This is a genomic window from Microbacterium sp. NPDC006705, from assembly GCF_044903545.1.
In the GTDB taxonomy this organism is placed as follows: Bacteria; Actinomycetota; Actinomycetes; order Actinomycetales; family Microbacteriaceae; genus Microbacterium; species Microbacterium plantarum.
The window spans coordinates 1,167,731-1,185,987 of sequence record NZ_JBJDQQ010000001.1; the positions used below are offsets into that span (position 1 = coordinate 1,167,731).

General features: G+C 71.9%; 16 protein-coding genes. 5 read left to right on the plus strand and 11 right to left on the minus strand.

Going from position 1 to position 18,257, the window contains the following annotated elements:
• Positions 1–69: 69 nt before the first annotated feature.
• The 5 genes from ACI2K6_RS05600 to ACI2K6_RS05620 all read right to left on the minus strand — a co-directional run bounded on the left by ACI2K6_RS05600 (position 70) and on the right by ACI2K6_RS05620 (position 4,370).
• A complete protein-coding gene (locus tag ACI2K6_RS05600; RefSeq protein ID WP_274178475.1) occupies positions 70–435 on the minus strand; it encodes a hypothetical protein in 366 nt (121 codons plus the stop codon).
• Positions 432–1,817 carry an FAD-dependent oxidoreductase gene (locus ACI2K6_RS05605; RefSeq protein WP_274178474.1) on the minus strand — a complete coding sequence of 462 codons (1,386 nt, stop codon included), beginning with the start codon at positions 1,815–1,817 and terminating at the stop codon, positions 432–434. Before ACI2K6_RS05605 ends, ACI2K6_RS05600 begins: the two co-directional genes overlap by 4 nt.
• A 53-nt stretch (positions 1,818–1,870) precedes the next feature.
• Positions 1,871–2,926 carry a polyprenyl synthetase family protein gene (locus ACI2K6_RS05610; RefSeq protein ID WP_274178473.1) on the minus strand — a complete coding sequence of 352 codons (1,056 nt, stop codon included), beginning with the start codon at positions 2,924–2,926 and terminating at the stop codon, positions 1,871–1,873.
• Positions 2,927–2,974: 48 nt separating this feature from the next.
• Positions 2,975–3,712, minus strand: a complete 738-nt coding sequence (gene ubiE, locus ACI2K6_RS05615) for a bifunctional demethylmenaquinone methyltransferase/2-methoxy-6-polyprenyl-1,4-benzoquinol methylase UbiE (protein WP_112616737.1) — start codon at positions 3,710–3,712, stop codon at positions 2,975–2,977.
• Positions 3,713–3,827: 115 nt separating this feature from the next.
• On the minus strand, positions 3,828–4,370 hold the full coding sequence (locus ACI2K6_RS05620) for a DUF402 domain-containing protein (protein WP_354452201.1): 543 nt from the start codon (positions 4,368–4,370) through the stop codon (positions 3,828–3,830).
• Between the two features lie 25 nt (positions 4,371–4,395).
• Between ACI2K6_RS05620 and ACI2K6_RS05625 the strand changes: the two genes are divergently transcribed.
• Complete coding sequence (locus ACI2K6_RS05625) at positions 4,396–5,688, plus strand: isochorismate synthase (protein ID WP_354451207.1); 1,293 nt, start codon at positions 4,396–4,398, stop codon at positions 5,686–5,688.
• 36 nt (positions 5,689–5,724) lie between these two features.
• Here the strand turns inward: ACI2K6_RS05625 and menD are convergent, their stop codons facing one another.
• Complete coding sequence (gene menD, locus ACI2K6_RS05630) at positions 5,725–7,536, minus strand: 2-succinyl-5-enolpyruvyl-6-hydroxy-3-cyclohexene-1-carboxylic-acid synthase (RefSeq protein WP_404568238.1); 1,812 nt, start codon at positions 7,534–7,536, stop codon at positions 5,725–5,727.
• Position 7,537: 1 nt separating this feature from the next.
• On the minus strand, positions 7,538–7,942 hold the full coding sequence (locus tag ACI2K6_RS05635; RefSeq protein ID WP_274178470.1) for a PLD nuclease N-terminal domain-containing protein: 405 nt from the start codon (positions 7,940–7,942) through the stop codon (positions 7,538–7,540).
• Positions 7,943–7,995: 53 nt separating this feature from the next.
• Here ACI2K6_RS05635 and ACI2K6_RS05640 point away from each other — a divergent pair, with 53 nt between their 5' ends.
• Entirely contained in the window at positions 7,996–8,256 is a 261-nt protein-coding gene (locus tag ACI2K6_RS05640; protein ID WP_112616729.1) for a DUF4229 domain-containing protein, read from the plus strand.
• 18 nt (positions 8,257–8,274) lie between these two features.
• Here ACI2K6_RS05640 and ACI2K6_RS05645 read toward each other — a convergent pair whose 3' ends face one another.
• From ACI2K6_RS05645 to ACI2K6_RS05655, 3 genes are read right to left on the minus strand one after another with little or no spacing between them, the layout of a single operon-like run.
• Positions 8,275–9,243, minus strand: coding sequence for a 1,4-dihydroxy-2-naphthoate polyprenyltransferase (locus tag ACI2K6_RS05645; protein ID WP_323987304.1), 969 nt, complete (start codon positions 9,241–9,243; stop codon positions 8,275–8,277).
• 11 nt (positions 9,244–9,254) lie between these two features.
• Positions 9,255–10,415: an AMP-binding protein gene (locus ACI2K6_RS05650; protein WP_274178469.1), complete on the minus strand. Its 1,161-nt coding sequence runs from the start codon at positions 10,413–10,415 to the stop codon at positions 9,255–9,257.
• A gap of 17 nt (positions 10,416–10,432) precedes the next feature.
• Positions 10,433–11,332: a 1,4-dihydroxy-2-naphthoyl-CoA synthase gene (locus ACI2K6_RS05655; RefSeq protein ID WP_114588152.1), complete on the minus strand. Its 900-nt coding sequence runs from the start codon at positions 11,330–11,332 to the stop codon at positions 10,433–10,435.
• A gap of 47 nt (positions 11,333–11,379) precedes the next feature.
• Here ACI2K6_RS05655 and ACI2K6_RS05660 point away from each other — a divergent pair, with 47 nt between their 5' ends.
• Positions 11,380–12,369, plus strand: a complete 990-nt coding sequence (locus ACI2K6_RS05660) for an o-succinylbenzoate synthase (RefSeq protein ID WP_282502545.1) — start codon at positions 11,380–11,382, stop codon at positions 12,367–12,369.
• A gap of 18 nt (positions 12,370–12,387) precedes the next feature.
• Here the strand turns inward: ACI2K6_RS05660 and ACI2K6_RS05665 are convergent, their stop codons facing one another.
• A complete protein-coding gene (locus ACI2K6_RS05665) occupies positions 12,388–13,005 on the minus strand; it encodes a TetR/AcrR family transcriptional regulator (protein WP_282502148.1) in 618 nt (205 codons plus the stop codon).
• A 126-nt stretch (positions 13,006–13,131) separates the two neighbouring features.
• Here ACI2K6_RS05665 and ACI2K6_RS05670 point away from each other — a divergent pair, with 126 nt between their 5' ends.
• Both ACI2K6_RS05670 and ACI2K6_RS05675 read left to right on the plus strand, forming a co-directional pair.
• Positions 13,132–15,957: an MMPL family transporter gene (locus ACI2K6_RS05670; RefSeq protein WP_404568239.1), complete on the plus strand. Its 2,826-nt coding sequence runs from the start codon at positions 13,132–13,134 to the stop codon at positions 15,955–15,957.
• Entirely contained in the window at positions 15,954–18,005 is a 2,052-nt protein-coding gene (locus tag ACI2K6_RS05675; protein ID WP_378717557.1) for a YhgE/Pip family protein, read from the plus strand. Before ACI2K6_RS05670 ends, ACI2K6_RS05675 begins: the two co-directional genes overlap by 4 nt.
• The last annotated feature ends 252 nt before the right edge of the window (positions 18,006–18,257 follow it).

Here is an 18,257-nt window from a genome sequence, read left to right on the forward strand (position 1 = left end):
GAGGAATGCAGCGACCACGGGTTGCCCAACCCGACGCGCTGTAGTACGCCGGGCGGGCGAGGATGCCGGTCAGTTCTCGGCGACCAGGCTCACGATCTCAGCGGGGTCGTCGCCCGCGAACGCGTGCGATTTCGTCTCGAGGAACGCGCAGAGGGTCGACACCATCGCGAGCTCGGTCGACAGGGCGAGCGCGGCGCCGGCTCCGAGCCGCAGTTCGGTCTCGCGCGCCTCGAACGTGATGCGCCAGGTGTTTCCGCCCGGCACGTCCGGCTCGATGTACGTCACGGTCTGCGCGTTCATCATGTTGATCGCGACGAGCCCCGTGTCGCGGCCGAGACTGCCGTCCTGCGGGATGACCTTCACGGCGAGGGAGTATCCGAACTGCCGGAACTCCTCGATCCACGAGACGAGCGTCTCCTTGCTGCGGAAGGTCATCGCCCGACCTCTTCGCCGCGCGAGATGGCGACCATGTCGTCGCGGTCGACGACCTTCACACGCGCGCGATCGGCAGCGGCGCCGAGAGCGATCTCGTGCTCGTCGAGACGGTGCCACCCGTCGAGGTCGGTCCAGGCGACGCCGCGCTCGGTCAGCAGATCGAGGACGCCCTGCTCGGACGGGTCCACCGGCTGCCACCACGACCCCTGGTCGTTGATGACATGGCGCACGGTCTCCATCGCGTCGGACTTCGTGTGGCCGATGAGTCCGACGGGTCCGCGCTTGATCCATCCCGTCGCGTACACGCCCGGCACGCGCTCGTTCGAGTCCTCGTGGAGCACCTGACCCTCGTGGTTCGGGATGACGCCGTGCGTGGCGTCGAACGGCACGCCCGGCAGCGGCGACCCGAAGTACCCGACCGCGCGGTAGAGACCCTGGAGGGCGACCTCGCGCATCTCGCCGGTGCCCTCGACCCCGCCTTGCCCGTCGGGACGCGTCCGCTCGTAGACGAGCGCGGCGACGCGGCCCGCGGCATCCTTCTTGACCTCGACCGGCTTGGCGTAGAAGTGCAGGTGCAGGCGACGTGAGGCCTCTCCCCCGGCGCCGTTGACGCCCGGGCGCTGACGCCATGACTGCAGCACGCGGTCGATGACCATCACCTGCTTGTTCGACGCGATCGCCGCCTTCGAGGCCTCGTCGTAGTCGAAGTCCTCGTCGTAGACCACGAGGTCGACGTCGCGCAGATCGCCGAGCTCGCGCAGCTCGAGGGGCGTGAACTTGACCTGCGCGGGTCCGCGGCGTCCGAAGATGTGGACATCGGTCACGGCCGACGAGCGGAGACCCTGGTAGACGTTGTCGGGGATCTCCGTGACCAGAAGGTCGTCCGCGTGCTTGGCGAGCAGTCGAGCCACGTCGAGCGCGACGTTGCCGTTGCCGATGACGCCGACGGATGCGGCATCCAGCGGCCATTCGCGTGGGAAGTCGGGGTGACCGTCGTACCAGCTGACGAAGTCGGCCGCGCCGTACGAGCCGTCGGCATCGATGCCGGGGATGTCGAGGGCTGCGTCGCGCACCGCGCCGGTGGCGAAGATGACGGCGTTGTAGTGGTGCTTCAGGTCATCGAGCGTGATGTCCTCGCCGAAGCGCACGTTGCCGAACAGGCGGATGTCGCCGCTGTCGATCACGTCGCGGAGGGCGTTGATGATGCCCTTGATGCGGGGGTGATCGGGCGCGACTCCGTAGCGGACGAGCCCGTAGGGGGCGGGCAGGTGATCGAACAGGTCGATCGAGACGTCGAACTTGCGCTCGGCCTTCAGCAGCAGATCCGCGGCGTAGATGCCGGCGGGCCCGGCTCCGACGATGGCCAGCCTCAGCTTGGTCATGGGTGTTCCTCGTTCCTGGTGGCACCCGAGCGCGGGCGCAGCGGGGGTCTGTGTCAGCTGGCGCGGTCGACGACGACCTCGGCGAACCGGGTCAGCGCGTCGCGCACGGCGCCGGTCGGCAACGGTGCGAGGGCCGCGACGGCGTCGTCGGCCCACTTCTCGGCGAGCTGCCGCGTCTGGGCCGTCACCTCGTGGTCGCGCAGGCGGGCGAGCGGCTCGTCGAGGATCGCGGGATCGGCTCCCTCCGCGATCTCGGCGACGCCGCGGTCGATCGTCGCGGCGAGCTCGCGCGAAGCGGCATCGTCGGCGCGGGTCAGCAACAGGTAGGGCATCGTCGGCACCCCGGCACGCAGGTCGGTTCCGGGAACCTTGCCCGTGGCCTCGGGGTCGGCGGAGAGGTCGATGACGTCATCGAGCAGCTGGAAGGCGACGCCGGCCTTCTCGCCGAACGCGAGCAGCGGCTCGGCGAGCTCCTCCGGTCCGCCGGAGAAGAGCACGCCCACCTGCGCCGCAGCGGCGATGAGCGAGCCGGTCTTGTCGGCGAGCACCTGGATGTAGAACTCGACGGGATCATCGCCGGGCTGAGCGCCGATGGTCTCGTGCATCTGACCGAGCACCAGGCGCTCGAAGGTGTCTGCCTGCACGCGGATTGCTCGCTCGCCGATGCGCGCCATCAGCTGGCTCGCCCGCGAGAAGAGCAGGTCGCCGGTGAGGATCGCGACGTTGTTCCCCCACACCTCGTGTGCGCTGGGGACGCCGCGTCGCTTGTCGGCACCGTCCATGACATCGTCGTGGTACAGCGATCCGAGGTGGGTCAGCTCGAGCGCCGCAGCGCCGGCGATGACGTCCTCGGTCGCACCGTCGCCGAGCTGCGCGGTGAGCAGAGCCAGCATGGGCCGCAACCGTTTGCCGCCGGCTTCGTAGAGGTATCGGGTCTTGGCGTCGACGAGCGCGTCGCTGACGGTGAGCTCATCGCCGAGGCGCGACTCGACGCGCTCGAGCCCGGCTTCGACGGTCGCGAGCAGCTTGCGGGTGCGGGGTCCGGCGAAGATGCGCTCGGTCATCCCGAGGTGCTTCGCCAGCCGCGGCGCGGATGGGCTCGATGTCACCTCTCCAGCCTACCGGCCGGGCGACCGCGCCGATCCGCGCGAGCCGGTTCAGACCGCGGGCTTGACAGCGCGGTGGAGCGCCACGATGCCGAAGGACAGATCGCGGTGCGCGACCTCGTCCCAGCCGGCCTCGCGGATCCACCCGGCCAGGGTGCGCTGGTCGGGCCAGTCGCGGATCGACTCGTTGAGGTAGTCGTAGGCCTCGGCGTTGGAGCTCACCGCGCGCGCGACCAGCGGCAGCACCCGGTCGTTGTAGAAGCGGTAGAGCCCAGCGAACGCCCGGGAGGGCGGCTGCGAGAACTCGCTGATGAGCAGGCGGCCGCCGGGCTTGGTGACGCGCAGCATCTCGGCGAGCGCCTTCTTCGGCTCGTTGACGTTGCGGAGTCCGAACGAGATCGTGACGACGTCGAACTCGGCATCCTCGAAGGGCAGGTTCGTGGCATCCGCCTCGACGAACGACAGGTTCGGGATGCCGCCGCCCGGCGCCTGCGCTCCGTACCGGCGGACGCCCTCGGCGATCATGCCGGGCGAGAAGTCAGCGGCGACGACCTCGGCACCGCTGCGGGCGAGCGAGACCGAGCTCGCACCCGTTCCCGCGGCGAGGTCGAGGATGCGCTCCCCCGGCTTCGGGTCGATCGCGCGGGTGGCCGCGATGCGCCAGAGGCGGTCCTGGCCGAGGCTCAGGACGTCGTTGGTGCGGTCGTAGGCGCCGGCCACCTGGTCGAACATGCCGCTCACACGCGACGGGTCCTTGCCGAGGTCGGCGCGGTTGGGCTCGCTGGTCACGCTCCGAGTCTAGGCGCGGCTGTGCCCGCTCAGCCCCGCCCCGCGAGGTCCCACTTCGGCCGGGTATGGGCGCGGCTTTCCCGGCCGGAGTGGGACCTCGGCGGGCGGACGGGAGTCAGGGGCCCGCGGGGGCGGGGAGGGATGCCAGGATGCCGAGCCAATGGGCGGCCGTGGGGGCGTCGAAGGGCGCTCGGTGCGCGGTGACGGCCGCCTCGAGGTCGACGGCCAGGGCCTCGAGCTCGGCGACGATCTCCCGCGGGTACCCGTAGGCGACGCGATGCTCGTCCCACTCGTCGCGGTCGTCGATCCAGATGCCGCGGGTGGCGGAGTCGACGACATCCAGGTCCATGTCGATCGCCGTGGGCTCGCCGCCCTCGTCCCACCGGGCGTCCCAGGCGATGTCGATGTACACGCGGGTGGGATGCGGCGGAGCGTTCATCGTCAGCACCCACTCGCCGACCGGAGGCAGGAGCATCACGCACGGATGCGTCGCGACGAAGTCGCGTCCGGGCCGGTTGCTGCGGTCGCCGGGGCGCTGGCCGAACCAGTCGCCGTGCTCGTCGCTTCCGAGGTAGGTGCAGGCGTGCACCCAGTGGGTTCCGCCGTTCCACTTGCGCCAGCGGAAGGTCATCGGGGTTCCCGGCACGGGGCGGAGCATCACGCGCCGAGTCTAGGCTGGTCGAGTGAACGATTCTGCGCCCGCCGCCCGGCTGCGCGTGGTCACTCGCGAGATCGAGGCCCCCGACGAGCTGCTGGTGTTCGCCGACCCGCAGCACCCGACGGTGTGGTCGCGACGCGGCGACATCCTCGTGGCGCGCGGCACTGCCGCGGCCTTCGACTCAGCCGACGCGAACCCCGGTCCACGCGAAGCCGCCGACTGGTGGCGCAGAACGGTCGCCGCCGCCGAGATCGACGATCCGGTCGGATTGCCCGGATCGGGAATCCTCGCGTTCGGCGCTCTGCCGTTCGATCCCCGCCCCGACGACCGCGCCGACGCCACGACACCGCCGCTGCACTTCGCGGTGCCTCGATTCGTCGTGGGTCGCCGCGGGTCACGCGCCTGGGTGACCGCGATCACCGCCGACGGCTCCGACCCGGATGCCGCCCTCCCCGCCGCGACCGGCTTCGGCCCGCACTGGTCGGCGACGACCGGCCCCGGAGCGCTGACACCCGACGGCTACCAGGAGATCGTGCGCGCGGGCGTCGACGCGATCCTCCACGGCGACCTGCAGAAGGTCGTCCTGGCGCGTGATCTCGCCGGCACCGTTCCCGCGGATGCCGATCTCCGGCGCCTCGTGCGCGCACTGTCGTCGGCGTACCCGGACACGTGGGCGTTCGCGGTCGACGGTCTGATCGGTGCAAGCCCCGAGACTCTCGTGACGGTGTCGGGCGGCACCGTCACCGCGCGCGTCCTCGCCGGGACGATCGCACGCGGGGCCGACGCCGACGCCGACACGGCGGCATCCCTGTCCCTCGCCACCAGCACGAAGGACCTCGACGAGCACGGCTATGCGGTGCGCAGCGTGCTCGACGCACTCCGCCCGTCGACCTCGTCGCTCGTCGCCGGCGAGCAGCCGTTCATGCTCAAGCTGCCGAACGTCTGGCACCTGGCGACCGACGTCGAGGGCGAGCTCGCCGGGGATGCCTCCGCCCTCGACCTCGTCGCCGTGCTGCACCCTACCGCGGCGGTCGCCGGCACACCGACCCCGAACGCACTCGACGAGATCCGCCGCCTCGAGCCCTTCAGCCGGGGACGGTACGCGGGACCCGTCGGATGGATCGACGCGCACGGCGACGGCGAGTGGGCCATCGCGCTGCGGTGCGCGCAGTTCCGTCCCGGCGACCGCGCCGACGGCGGCGCCTCGATGCCCTTCACCGCCTACGCCGGTGCGGGCATCGTGGGCGCGAGCGACCCCGAGTCGGAGATGCTCGAGACGCGAGTGAAGTTCCGGCCGATCATCGACGCGCTGGCCTGAGCGGGCGCGCACGGACCGCACACCGGGCGGAGCGACTCAGCGGGCGAGCGGGACCTCGATGAGCTGACGTCCGCCGACCGGCGAGGTGAGCACCTGGTCGAGCGCGGAGCGCGTCGTCACGCGGCGGTACTCCCACCCGTAGGCGAGCGCGAGCTGCTCGAGCCGCGCCTCATGCGGCGTGAAGAGCACCCGGTCGGCGGCCTCCGGCGGTGCGGTGCCGGCGACCTCGAGCCCGTCGAAGATGGTGCCCCCGCCGTCGTTGCCGACGATGACCTGGATCCGGGGTTCGTCCTCGGTGCCGGGAAGCAGCAGCGCGCCGACGTCGTGCAGCAGAGACAGGTCGCCGGTGAGCACGCGGGTCACGCCCGCCCGTGCGTCGTCCTGGCTCGCGACCGCGATACCCATTCCGGTGGCGACGATGCCGTCGATGCCCGCGAGCCCCCGATTGGCGTGCACGGGCACCTTCTTGCCACCGAGCACCGTGTCGGCCACGCGAACGAGCCTCGACGAGGCGAACAGCAGACGATCGTGCGGCCAGCTCGCCCGCCAGACGGCGTCGACGAGCGACTCACGGTCGAGCGGAGCCTTGAGAACGGCCATCTCCGCCGAGATCGCGCCGAGTCGCTCCTGCGGCACCGCCGACGCGAGCCCGTCGACATCGGGCGCCGCGGGGCTCAGGTCGACGGCCTCCTCACGCGATGCGCGCATCCAGGCGCCGAGCCAGGCCCGGTCCGCCTCTCCGGGCTGAACGGACACCGCGGCGACCGCTGTCGTCGTTCCGTTGAGATTCAGGTCCTCTCCTGGGCCGCGCACGGCCCAGACCTCGACCTCCGGTCGCGAAAGCAATGCGGCCACCTCGCGGCTGAGCGTCGGGTGCCCGAACACGACGACCCGTTCCACGGCGTCGGCGAGATCGGGGCGGGAGAGCACCGCACGGTAACCGTGGACGGTGTTGCGCCCGAACCGCGCACCGCTGACGATCTCGGCGACGAGCGGCCAGCCTCCCGCGTGAGCGAGATCCTCCGCCGCCGGACCGGCATCCGCGCCCGCGACGACGAGCGTGTTCGGCCCGCGGGTGAGCTCCACCGGCTCGAGGGGCATCGGGGGTTCGGCTTGGCCGATGCCCCCACCGCCCTGATAGTGCGCGCCCGACACTGTGGCGTCGACTGTTTCGCCCGGCTCGGCGCCGCGGGCGGCCGGGGCGGGCGCGGGCTCGGCGTCCGCGTCGATGAGCCACGGCGGGAGGCCGCCCGACAACGGGTTCCGATACGGCAGGTTCAGGTGCACGGGGCCGGCCGGCCGCGATCGGTCGCCGAGCGCCGCGGTGAGCGCGTCGGCGGCCAGGACGGCGATCTCCGCCGACTGCGCCCCGGTGGGGGCGTCGTCGATGTCCTGCGGCGTCACGGCGTCGACCTCGAGCCGGACGAAGCGCGAGAACATCCCGGGCTGATGCGTCGCCTGATTGGCCCCGATGCCGCGCAGCTCCGGCGGCCGGTCGGCGGTCAGCAGCAGCATCGGCACGCCGGAGTGGTGCGCCTCGAGAACGGCAGGCATCAGGTTGGCGACCGCCGTTCCCGACGTGCATACGACAGCCGCCGGCATCCGGGTGTCACGTCCGATACCGAGCGCGGTGAACCCGGCGACCCGCTCGTCGATGCGGACGTGCAGACGGATGAGGCCCCGCCGCTCCAATTCCGCCGCCACGAGCGCGAGCGCCTGGGAGCGCGATCCCGGGCTCAGGACCACGTGGCGCACTCCCCCGGCGACGAGAGCACCGAGCAGTGCGGCGGCGGCGTCGGTCGCCGGCGCCCGATCCGCCGGCGTCGGAGCGTGTTCGGCCCCGCTCATCTCAGGCGCGCGGGCCGCGTGAGCCGGCCGGACCTTCGGCGTCGTCGTCGCTCGACGACGAGGAAGCGGGCGGAACGTCGCGAGGGTCGTCGGCCTCGGCGTCGAGGGCCGCGAGCTCCTCCTCGAGACGGCGGATGCGCTCGTCCTGGTCTCGCACCGACCCGAGGCTGCCGAGGAAGTCGGGGTCGTCGTCCGGGGCTCGGCGGACGGGAGCGCTCGCGCGGCGGGCGCGTCCGACGACGAACCAGAGGATGCCGCCCAGCACGGGCAGCAGGACCACGATGAGGATCCAGACCGGCTTGCTGACGCCGCGGTGACGGGTCGCGTCCTGCAGCGCGCAGTCGACGATGCTGTACACCCAGAAGGCGAGTGCCAGCAGCACACCGATGAGCAGGAGCCGCGCCATCCCCCCATCCTAGGCGTCCGGCGACCCCCTCGGCCCGGACGTAGAATGGCCGGATGAATGCCCGCTCGGCCGTCGTCTACTCGGTGCTGCGGCTCCTCGCCTTCCTGGTCCCGTTCGGCATCATGATGCTGTTCCCCATCATGCGCGAGTACTACTGGCTCTCAGCGATCTTCGCCGCCCTCATCGGCTTGAGCCTGTCGATGATCTTCCTGCGCCGGCCGCTCGACGATGTCGCTTCGGGCCTCGCCGAACGACGCACGCGCCGCCGCTCCGGCGCCCAGACCGACGCCGAGGCCGAAGACGCCGCGTCCTGACCTCAGGTCTTCCGGGCCTCAGCCGACGAAGGCCCAGAACAGGAACGCGCCGTACGCGACGGACGTCAACGAGGTCAGCGCGAGGGCGACGACCAGTTCACGCGGCTGGCGGTACGTCCAGACGATGAGGATGGCCGACAGAGCCGGCAGCAGCGCGAAGAGGCTCAGCCAGGCGATCGGATAGACCAGGGCGAGCAGCACGGCGATCGCGAACGGCGCCAGGACGAACAGGGTGAAGACGATGCGCGTCGCCGTCCGGCCGATCAGGACCGTCAGGGTGCGCTTGCCGGCGATGCGGTCCTGGTCGATGTCGCGCAGGTTGTTCGCCAGGAGCACGGCGCACGCGAGGAGCCCAGCGCCCACCGCGCCGAACCAGCTCTCCTGGGGAACGAATCCGGCCTGGACGAAGGTCGTGCCGACGGTTGCGACAATGCCGAAGAAGACGAAGACGAAGAGCTCGCCGAGACCCGCGTAGCCGTACGGGCGCTTGCCACCCGTGTAGAACCACGCCGCGACGACGCAGGCGGCCCCGACCAGCAGCATCCACCAGTGCCCCGTCCGCACGACGATCGCGATGCCGGCGACGGCGGCGATACCGAAGAACCCGAGGGCGACGATGAGCACCGTTCGGGGCTTCGCCAGCTTGCCGCCGGTGAGTCGCGCGGGACCCACGCGCACATCGTCCGTGCCCCGGATGCCGTCGCTGTAGTCGTTGGCGTAGTTGACGCCGATCTGCAGTGCGACCGCGACCACGAGGCAGCACAGCGCGATGACCCAGTGCAGGTCGCGGTCGACGAGCATCGCCGCCCCCGTGCCGATGAGAACCGGGGTGATCGCGAGCGGCAGGGTGCGCAGCCGCGCCGCGCCGATCCAGTCGCGAGCCGTCGCCTTCCGCGGCGGCGGAGCCGAGACGAGGCCGCGCTTGGCGGGGTTACCGCCGCGCGGCGCGGGACGAGACGACTTCGGGGAGCGAGACGAGCGAGCCACGAGGGATCATCCTAGATCGCGAGCATGCGACGCAACGCCGCACGGTCGGGTTTTCCGCTCGCGAGCACCGGCATGCGCTCGACCGGGACGACCCGTGCCGGGCGCGCCGGCTTGCCGAGCCGGTCGCCGACCGTGTCCCGGATCTCGGACAGCAGAGCCGACTCGTCGGCACCGATCTCGGCGAGCGCTGCGATCTCGACGACGACGGCGGACGCCTGCCCCCATCGCTCGTCGGCCGTCGCGACGACGACGGCCGACGCGAGTCCGGGTCGCTCCCGGACGACGGCCTCGACGCGGTCGAGCGAGACGTTGACGCCACCCGAGATGATGACGTTGTCGACGCGCCCGGTCACCCGCAGCACGTTCTCGTCGAACTCCCCCGCGTCGCCGGTGCGGTACCAGCGCACACCGTCGTCCACGATGAAGGATGCCGCCGTGCGGTCGGGCTCGCCGAGGTAGCCGTCGGCGAGCATGGGGCCCGAGAGCTGCACCTCGCCGGCCACGATCCGCACCCCTACCCCGTCGAGCGGGACGCCGTCGTAGACGCATCCGCCACTGGTCTCCGTCGAGCCGTAGGTGCGCACGATGCGCGCCCCCAACCGCGTGGCGCGCTCGCGCTGCGACGCCGGGAGCGCCTGCCCGCCCACCAGGATCGCCTCGTAGGCCCGCAGGGCGTCGGCGACGGCGGCATTCGTCTCGGCCGCATCGAGCAGATCGGCCAGCTGGGCGGGTACCAGCGAGGTGAACGTCGCCGCACGCTGCCCGCCGACGCTCGAGTGCGTCGACGCGGTGACCGCGGCGAAGGCGGCGGGCGAGAACGACCCCGTGAGGACGGCCGGCTGGTGCCCCGCGAGGAGGCTGCGCACCATCACCTGCAGCCCCGCCACGTACCCGGGCGACAGGGCGAGGAGCCAGCGCCCTTCGCCGATGCGGGCCGCGGTCGACGCGGCGCTGGCGATGAGGGCCGAACGGCTGAGCACGACGCTCTTGGGCACCCCCGTCGACCCCGACGTCGTGACGACGGCGACGGTTCCCGGCGGCGCCTGCGCCGGAGCGCTCGTGCCGGCGGGCGCGCCGAGGGCGAGCGCCGGCCCGGCACCGTCGAGGGTCTGCCGAAGGGCCCGGAGCACCGCGCGGGGCTCCGACGCGACCGGGACGAGGTCGACCGCCATGTCAGAGGCGAGCCATCTCAGAAGTGGTAGGGGTAGGGCGACCAGTCGGGGTCGCGCTTCTGCAGGAAGGCGTCACGCCCCTCGACGGCCTCGTCGGTGCCGTAGGCGAGCCGCGTCGCCTCGCCCGCGAACACCTGCTGGCCGACCATTCCGTCGTCGATCGCATTGAAGGCGAACTTCAGCATGCGGATCGCGGTGGGCGACTTGCCGAGGATCGTGCGGGCCATCGCGATCGCCTCGCGCTCGAGCTCGGCGTGCGGGACGACACGATTGACCGCGCCCATCTCGTAGGCGCGCTGCGCGGAGTACTCCTCCGCGAGGAAGAACACCTCGCGGGCGATCTTCTGGCCGACCTGCCGCGCCATGTACGCCGAGCCGTACCCGGCGTCGAACGACCCGACATCCGCGTCGGTCTGCTTGAACCGGCCGTGCTCGGCCGAGGCGATCGAGAGGTCGCACACGATGTGCAGGGAGTGCCCGCCGCCCGCAGCCCAACCCGGAATGACGGCGATGACGACCTTCGGCATGAACCTGATGAGGCGCTGCACCTCGAGGATGTGCAGGCGCCCGGCCCGGGCCGGATCGGCGACCGCGCTCTCGTCATCGCTGTACTTGTAGCCGTCGCGGCCACGGATGCGCTGGTCACCGCCCGAGCAGAACGCCCAGCCGCCGTCCTTCGCGCTCGGACCGTTGCCGGTGAGCAGCACGACGCCGATGCGCGGGTCCTGGCGCGCGATGTCGAGCGCGCGGTACAGCTCGTCGACCGTGTGCGGGCGGAAGGCGTTGCGCACCTCGGGACGGTCGAACGCGATGCGCGCGATGCGCCCGTCGGTCGAGACGTGAGCGGTGATGTCGGTGTAGGCGTCCGCCCCGGGGGCGAGCGACCATTCCGCGGGATCGAACAGTTCCGAGACCATGCCGCCAGCCTATGCCGCGGTGGGAGGATGAACGCGTGGACCCCGCCATGCCCCTCCCCTCCCTGGCCGAGCTGCTCGACCGATCGCACGTCGTGGCGCTGCCGCTGACGACGCGTTTCCGCGGCGTCGACGTGCGAGAGGCGCTGCTGCTCGAGGGGCCGGAGGGCTGGACGGAGTTCTCGCCGTTCACCGAGTACGACGACGGTGAGGCCGCGACCTGGCTGGCCGCCGCGCTCGAGTTCGGCTGGACCGCGATGCCCGCGCCGGTCCGCGAGCGCGTCGCCGTGAACGCCACCGTGCCGGCCGTCGCGGCCGAGCGCGTCGCCGAGGTGCTCTCGCGGTACGACGGATGCCGCACGGTCAAGGTCAAGGTCGCGGAGCGCGGCCAGGTGCTCGCCGACGACGTCGCCCGCGTGCGGGCGGTCCGCGAGGCGCTCGGCCCCGAGGGGCGTGTGCGGATCGACGCGAACGGCGTGTGGAACCTCGACGAGGCCGAGCACGCGCTCCACGCCCTGGCGGAGTACGACCTGGAGTACGTCGAGCAGCCGTGCGCGAGCGTCGAGGAGCTCGCCGAGTTGCGCCGCCGTGTGCGTTACATGGGAATTCCCATCGCCGCCGACGAGAGCGTCCGCAAGGCCGACGACCCGCTCGCGGTGGCGCGAGCCGGTGCCGCCGATCTGCTCGTCATCAAGGCGCAGCCGCTCGGCGGCGTCCGGCGTGCGCTCGCTCTGGTGGCAGAGGCGGGTCTACCCGCGGTGGTCTCGAGCGCCCTCGACACGAGCGTCGGCCTGTCGATGGGGGTCACCCTGGCGGCGGCCCTGCCTAACCTCGACTTCGACTGCGGCCTGGGAACGGCCTCCCTCTTCGTCGACGACGTCGCGACCCCCGCCCTGCGTCCGCTCTCGGGTGAGCTCGCGACCGGACGGGTCACGGTCGACCGGGATGCCGTCGCCGCGCTCGCCCCGTCCGCGGAGCGGCAGCGGTGGTGGCGCGAGCGGCTCGAGCGCTGCCACGCGGTGCTCGCACAGGCGCGCTGAGCGCAGGTCGCTCGGGCCTCAGGCGTCGAGGAGCGCGGTCGCGAGCTGCCCGATGCGCTCGTGCAGCAGCCGCGTCGTCTCGGGTTCGCCGAGCCCTTCGACCGCCGCCCGCTCGCACGTTGCATCGGAGAGGTCGACCATGAGCTGCGCGACCTCCGAGACCGGCAGCCGGAACCGCAGCTCGTAGACCTTCCGGATGTCGTCGACGATCACCCGGACCCGTTCGACGATGCCGTCCTGCAGGCGAAGGTACGCCTCGGCCATCCTTTCGTCGCGCAGAGCCTGCGTGCGCAGCTCGGACACCAGCCGGGGCTCCATGCCGGCGAGCGAGACGCCAACGACCTGGGGGACGAGCGAGGACGGGTCGGGCGCCGCGGTGCGGTCGAGGGCGCGCACGCGGTCGGCGACCAGGTCGAGCTTCTCGCTGGAGGACCGCTCGACCAGGGCGAGGAAGAGCTCGCCCTTGGAGTCGAAGTTCGAGTAGAAGGCGCCGCGCGAGAATCCGGCGCGGTCGCAGACGGCCTCGACCGACGCGGCATCCAGCCCCACCTCGGCGAACACCTCGGCGGCGGCGTCCAGCAGCCGGGCGCGCGTGTTCTCGCGACTGCGGGTGGCCGGGCGGGCCTCGGCATCCATGGTGCTCCTCGTGTTTCACACCGATCGTCCAGCCTGATCGATGGGTGATCAACCTAGGATACATTGGTGTATCGGATACAGCGCTGTATCGAACAACCATGACGATCGATCAGACCTGGAGCGCCCGTGTCCACACTCCTGTTCACCCTCGGACGCTGGTCGTTCCGTCACCCCTGGCGGGTCCTCGTCTCGTGGCTGCTGATCCTCGTCATCGCCGGCGGCGGAGCGGCGCTGCTGAACAAGGGCACCGACAACTCCTTCTCGATCCCGGGGACCGAGGCGCAGGAGGGGCTGGAGTTGCTGAACCGCACGTTCCCCCAGGCGAGCGGCACGAGCGCGCAGCTCGTCGTCGTCGCCCCCGAGGGAGACAGCGTGCGCGACGAGCCGTTCGCCGGCGAGATCGCCGACACCGTGACCGCGTTCGGCGACCTGGGTGATGACGTCCTCGCCGTGACCGATCCGTTCGACCAGACGGTCTCCGGCCTGGTCTCGGAGGACGACCGGGCCGCGATCGTCCGCGTGCAGTTCGACGGCGAGGCGACCTCGGTCAGCGCAGAGACGAAGGACGCGCTCACCTCGGTGGCCGACCGGATGCGGGCGGACCTGCCCGACGGCACGCAGATCGCGCTGGGCGGTGACCTGTTCTCGACCTCGATCCCGGCGCTGTCGATCGTCGAGGTGATCGGTGTGCTGGTGGCACTGTTCGTCCTCATCGTCACGTTCCGCTCATTCGCCGTCTCGTGGTTCCCGCTCGTCAGCGCTCTCATCGGGGTCGCGCTCGCGACGGCGATGATCTTCGTGGCGACGCAGTTCGCCTCGGTGTCGTCGACGACCCCGCTGCTGTCGGTCATGCTCGGCCTCGCCGTCGGCATCGACTACTCGCTCTTCATCGCCGCCCGACATCAGGACCAGGTGCGTGCGGGCATGGACCCGGAGGAGTCCGCCGCCCGTTCGACCGGAACCGCGGGATCGTCCGTCGCGTTCGCGGGCATCACGGTGCTCATCGCACTGATCGGGCTCAGCTTCGCCGGCATCCCCTTCCTCACGACGATGGGCATCGCTGCAGCCGTTGCCGTCGCGATCGCCGTCGTCGTCGCCGTCACCCTCACTCCCGCGCTCCTCGGTTTCGCCGGAGCTCGTGTCGCCGGTTGGCCCCGCCGAGCGAAGCGGTCGCGGAAGCGACCGGCCGCGCCCCGTCGATCGTTCTCGGAGCGCTGGGTGCGCGGCGTCACGCGGCATCCGCTCGTCACCACGATCGCGGTCATCGCGGGTCTCGGCGTCGTCGCGATCCCGTCAGCGAGCCTGACCCTTGCCCTCCCCAACGCGGGGGTGCAGCCGCCCTCGAGCGAGGCCCGGCAGGCGTACGACCTCACCGCCGAGCACTTCGGTCCCGGCGCGAACGGTCCGCTGATCATGACCGGGACGATCGTCACCTCGAACGATCCGCTGACCCTGATGCAGGACATCGGCGATGACATCGCCACCATTCCCGGGGTGAAGGAGGTCGCGCTCGCCACCCCCAACGAGACCGCCGACACCGGGCTCGTGCAGATCGTGCCCGAGACCGCACCCGACTCCCCCGAGACGGCCGACCTCGTGCGCGAGTTGCGGGCACAGCACGACCGCCTGCTCGACGAGTACGGGGTCGACCTCAAGGTCACCGGGTTCACCGCCGTGGGTATCGACATCTCCGATCGGCTCGGCGAAGCCCTGCTGCCCTTCGGTGTCTTCGTCGTCGGGCTCTCGCTCATCCTGCTGACGATCGTGTTCCGATCGATCTGGGTGCCGATCAAGGCCGCGCTCGGATATCTGCTGTCGGTGCTCGCCGCCTTCGGCGTCGTCGCCGCCGTCTTCGAGTGGGGCTGGTTCGCCGACCTGCTGCACGTCACCCGCGAGGGGCCCGTGATCAGCTTCATGCCGATCATCCTCATGGGCGTCCTGTTCGGCCTCGCGATGGACTACGAGGTCTTCCTCGTCTCGCGGATGCGCGAGGACTACGTCCATGCCCGCCGCGACCGGGGCGGCCGCGCGGATCGCCTCACCGCCGTCGGGGCCGTCCGCTCCGGTTTCACCTCGTCGGCGCGCGTCGTCACGGCCGCGGCGGTGATCATGTTCGCCGTCTTCGCCGCGTTCGTCCCCGAGGGCGACTCGTCGATCAAGCCGATCGCACTGGGGCTCGCCGTCGGCATCGCCGTCGACGCATTCCTCATCCGCATGACGCTCGTGCCGGCCGTCATGGCGCTGCTCGGTGAGAAGGCGTGGTGGATGCCGCGCTGGCTCGACCGCATCCTCCCCCACTTCGACATCGAGGGCGAGGCCGTCGAGCGCGAGCTCTCGCTGCGCGAGTGGCCGGAGCGCAACACCTCCGCCGCCCTGGTCGGAGAGGATGTCGCCGTCCACGCCGACGACGACGGCCACGCGGCGGTCTTCTCCGACGCGACCTTCCGGGTCGAGCCCGGCGAGTCGCTCGTCGTCTCCCACCCCGATCCGCGCGTCGGCCGCGCCTTCGCCCTCGCCGTCTCCGGGCGGCTCCGCGTCGACGGGGGGCTGCTCCGCGTCGGCGGGCACCTGCTGCCCGAGCGGGCGCCGTGGGTCCGCTCGCACGTCGGCCTCGCGCTGCTCGACGACACGACCGACCCGGTGGCCGAGCTGCGTCGCGCCACCTCGGGCGGAGCGACGATCGTCGTGGTCGACGGACTCGACGCCCTCGCCGGCGCTGACCGCGATCAGGCCGCCGCGGTGCTCCGCGATGCGGCATCCGACCTCGACGAACGCCACGCGGGGGCCGGTGCCCTCACCGTCGTGGCGATCGTGCGGCGCGAGCTCGGCGTGCTCGACATCCTCGCTGAGGCCCATCGCCCGGCGCCCCACACCCTCCCCCTGCACGGCGGTGCATCCGCGACATCCGCGTCCGAACCGTCGCACCCGAACACCGAGGTGATCCCGTCATGACCCTGTTCATCGAGCGCGCCCGCTCGCGCAAGCCCGTCACCTGGCTCACGATCGTGGGCGTCATCCTGCTGCCCGTCCTCATCGGCGGCGTCTTGGTCGCAGCGCTCTACAACCCCGTCGAGCGCCTCGACAACATGCGGGCGGCGATCGTCAACGACGACCAGGCGGTCGAGGTCAACGGTCAGCTCGCGCCCCTCGGCCGGCAGCTGACCGCCGGTCTGGTCGCCGGGTCGGACGAGGTCCCGAGCAACCTGGACTGGGTCATCTCGAACGACGAGGACGCCCGGGCCGGGCTCGCCGACGGCACCTACGACGCCGTCGTCACGATCCCGAGCGGCTTCTCGGCTGCGGCCACCTCGACCGCCCCGGGCGGCACGCCCGAGAAGGCCACCATCCGGGTCGACACCGCCCCGGACAGCCTCGTCGTCGACGACGCCATCACGGCGCAGATCACACAGGCGGCCACCTCGCTCATGGGCTCGCAGCTCTCGACGGTCTATCTCGAGAACGTGTTCCTCGGCTTCACGACGCTGGGAGATCAGCTCGGAGATGCCGCCTCGGGCGCCCGACAGCTCGCCGACGGCGGGCGGCAGGCAGCCGACGGCGCCACGCAGCTCGCCGACGGTGCGGGCCAGTTGGCCAGCGGTGCGGGAACCCTCTCGGACGGGGTCGGCCAGCTCGCGACCGGTGCCTCGCAGCTCTCCGACGGGGCCGCGGCGACCCAGACGGGCCTGACGACCTGGGCGCAGGGCGCGCGCACCCTCGCGGGCGGAACCAACGAGTTCGCGACCCAGTTGTCGCAGTCGCTGAGCGGGCTGAGCGTTCCCGAGATCCCCGCCGAGGCCGTTGCCGGAGCGCAATACCTCGCCGAGAACTCCGACCGCATCGCGACCGGCGTGACGCAGGCCGCCGACGAGCTCGCGGCCGTCGCGGCGAGCTGCGAGGCCGACGGCGGATCGGCGCAGGTCTGCGACGCCCTTCGCACCGTCTCCGCGCGCACGCAGAGCGCCCTGCCCGAGGTCACCGGTGTGATCGGTCAGTCCGGGCAGATCGCCGGACAGGTCTCGGGACTGGCGGCCTCTGCGCCCGAGCTGATCTCCGGTCTGCAGCAGGCCGCCGGTGCGGCGACGCAGCTCGCGAACGGCATGACCGAGCTCGCCGACGGTGCCGACGCTCTCGCAGCCGGAGGCGGCCAGCTGGCCTCCGGCGCCTCGGCCCTCGCCGCAGGTGCCGGATCGGCCGCCGACGGCGCCTCACAGCTCTCGTCCGGCGCCGGCGAACTGGCCGGCGGTGCGACCGACCTCGCCACCGGCGTCGGAACCGTCGCCGACGGCACGGGCACCCTCGCCGACGGCCTCGACACCGCGACGGCGGCGCTGCCGTCGTACACCGACCAGCAGGCGACCGACCTCGCGAGCGTCGTGGCCGCCCCTGTCGAGGCAGAGGGTCTCGGGTCCGACCTGTTCGGCGCCTCGGCCATCCCGCTACTCACGGGCCTCGCCCTGTGGCTCGGCGCGATCGGATCGTTCGTCGCGCTGCAGGCCGTCCCCCGCGGCGCGCTGACCTCACGTCGCCCGTCGTTCCTGCTGACGCTGCGGGCCTTCGCCCCCGCCGCGGTGGTCGGGCTCGTGCAGGGCGTCCTGGTCGCGGTGGTCGTGCAGCTCGCGGCGTCGTACGACCCGTGGACGTGGGCCGCGTTCGCCGGACTCTCCGCCCTGGCGGGTGTCGCCTTCGCCGCCGTGAACCAGGCCCTCGTCGCGCTGCTCGGCGGAGCGGGCCGATGGGTCGCGGCCGGTGTCGCCGTGCTGGCGGTGGCCACGGGAGTCGTCTCGACCGTGCCCGGAGTGCTGTCGCAGATCGCGGGGCTGCTGCCGACGGCATCCGCCTACCAGGGCCTGCTCGCGGTGCTCACCTCGGCCGGAGGTGCCGGAGCCGCGGTTGCGGGGCTGCTCGTGTGGACGGCGATCTCACTCGTGGTCACGGTCATCGTCACGGCCCGGGCGCGCACGACCTCGGTGCGCGACGTGCTGCACCCCGCCGCCGTCTGACACGCGTTCGCCCCGCCTTCTCGTGAGGCGGGGCGGAGCGAGTGAGTTGGCAGTTCACGCCCCCTCGAGCGAAAGGAATGGGCGCCTGCTGCCAACCGAGCAGACGCCCCGCACCCCGGCGAGGTTGAGTTGGCAGTTCACGCCCCCTCCCGCGACGAGAACGGGCAGCTACTGCCAACCGAAGCGACGCCGCGCACCGCGGGCGACTCCCAGCTGGCAGTTCGCGCCCCCCTCCCGCGACGGGAATGGGCA

What these genes read in the sequence shown, in the direction of transcription:
- ACI2K6_RS05600 (WP_274178475.1), bottom strand. Translation starts at nt 435, where the DNA reads ATGACCTTCCGCAGCAAGGAGACGCTCGTCTCGTGGATCGAGGAGTTC.
- ACI2K6_RS05605 (WP_274178474.1), bottom strand. Translation starts at nt 1,817, where the DNA reads ATGACCAAGCTGAGGCTGGCCATCGTCGGAGCCGGGCCCGCCGGCATC.
- ACI2K6_RS05620 (WP_354452201.1), bottom strand. Translation starts at nt 4,370, where the DNA reads ATGCTCCGCCCCGTGCCGGGAACCCCGATGACCTTCCGCTGGCGCAAG.
- menD (WP_404568238.1), bottom strand. Translation starts at nt 7,536, where the DNA reads ATGAGCGGGGCCGAACACGCTCCGACGCCGGCGGATCGGGCGCCGGCG.
- ACI2K6_RS05635 (WP_274178470.1), bottom strand. Translation starts at nt 7,942, where the DNA reads ATGGCGCGGCTCCTGCTCATCGGTGTGCTGCTGGCACTCGCCTTCTGG.
- ACI2K6_RS05640 (WP_112616729.1), top strand. Translation starts at nt 7,996, where the DNA reads ATGAATGCCCGCTCGGCCGTCGTCTACTCGGTGCTGCGGCTCCTCGCC.
- ACI2K6_RS05650 (WP_274178469.1), bottom strand. Translation starts at nt 10,415, where the DNA reads ATGGCGGTCGACCTCGTCCCGGTCGCGTCGGAGCCCCGCGCGGTGCTC.
- ACI2K6_RS05655 (WP_114588152.1), bottom strand. Translation starts at nt 11,332, where the DNA reads ATGGTCTCGGAACTGTTCGATCCCGCGGAATGGTCGCTCGCCCCCGGG.
- ACI2K6_RS05660 (WP_282502545.1), top strand. Translation starts at nt 11,380, where the DNA reads ATGCCCCTCCCCTCCCTGGCCGAGCTGCTCGACCGATCGCACGTCGTG.
- ACI2K6_RS05665 (WP_282502148.1), bottom strand. Translation starts at nt 13,005, where the DNA reads ATGGATGCCGAGGCCCGCCCGGCCACCCGCAGTCGCGAGAACACGCGC.
- ACI2K6_RS05675 (WP_378717557.1), top strand. Translation starts at nt 15,954, where the DNA reads ATGACCCTGTTCATCGAGCGCGCCCGCTCGCGCAAGCCCGTCACCTGG.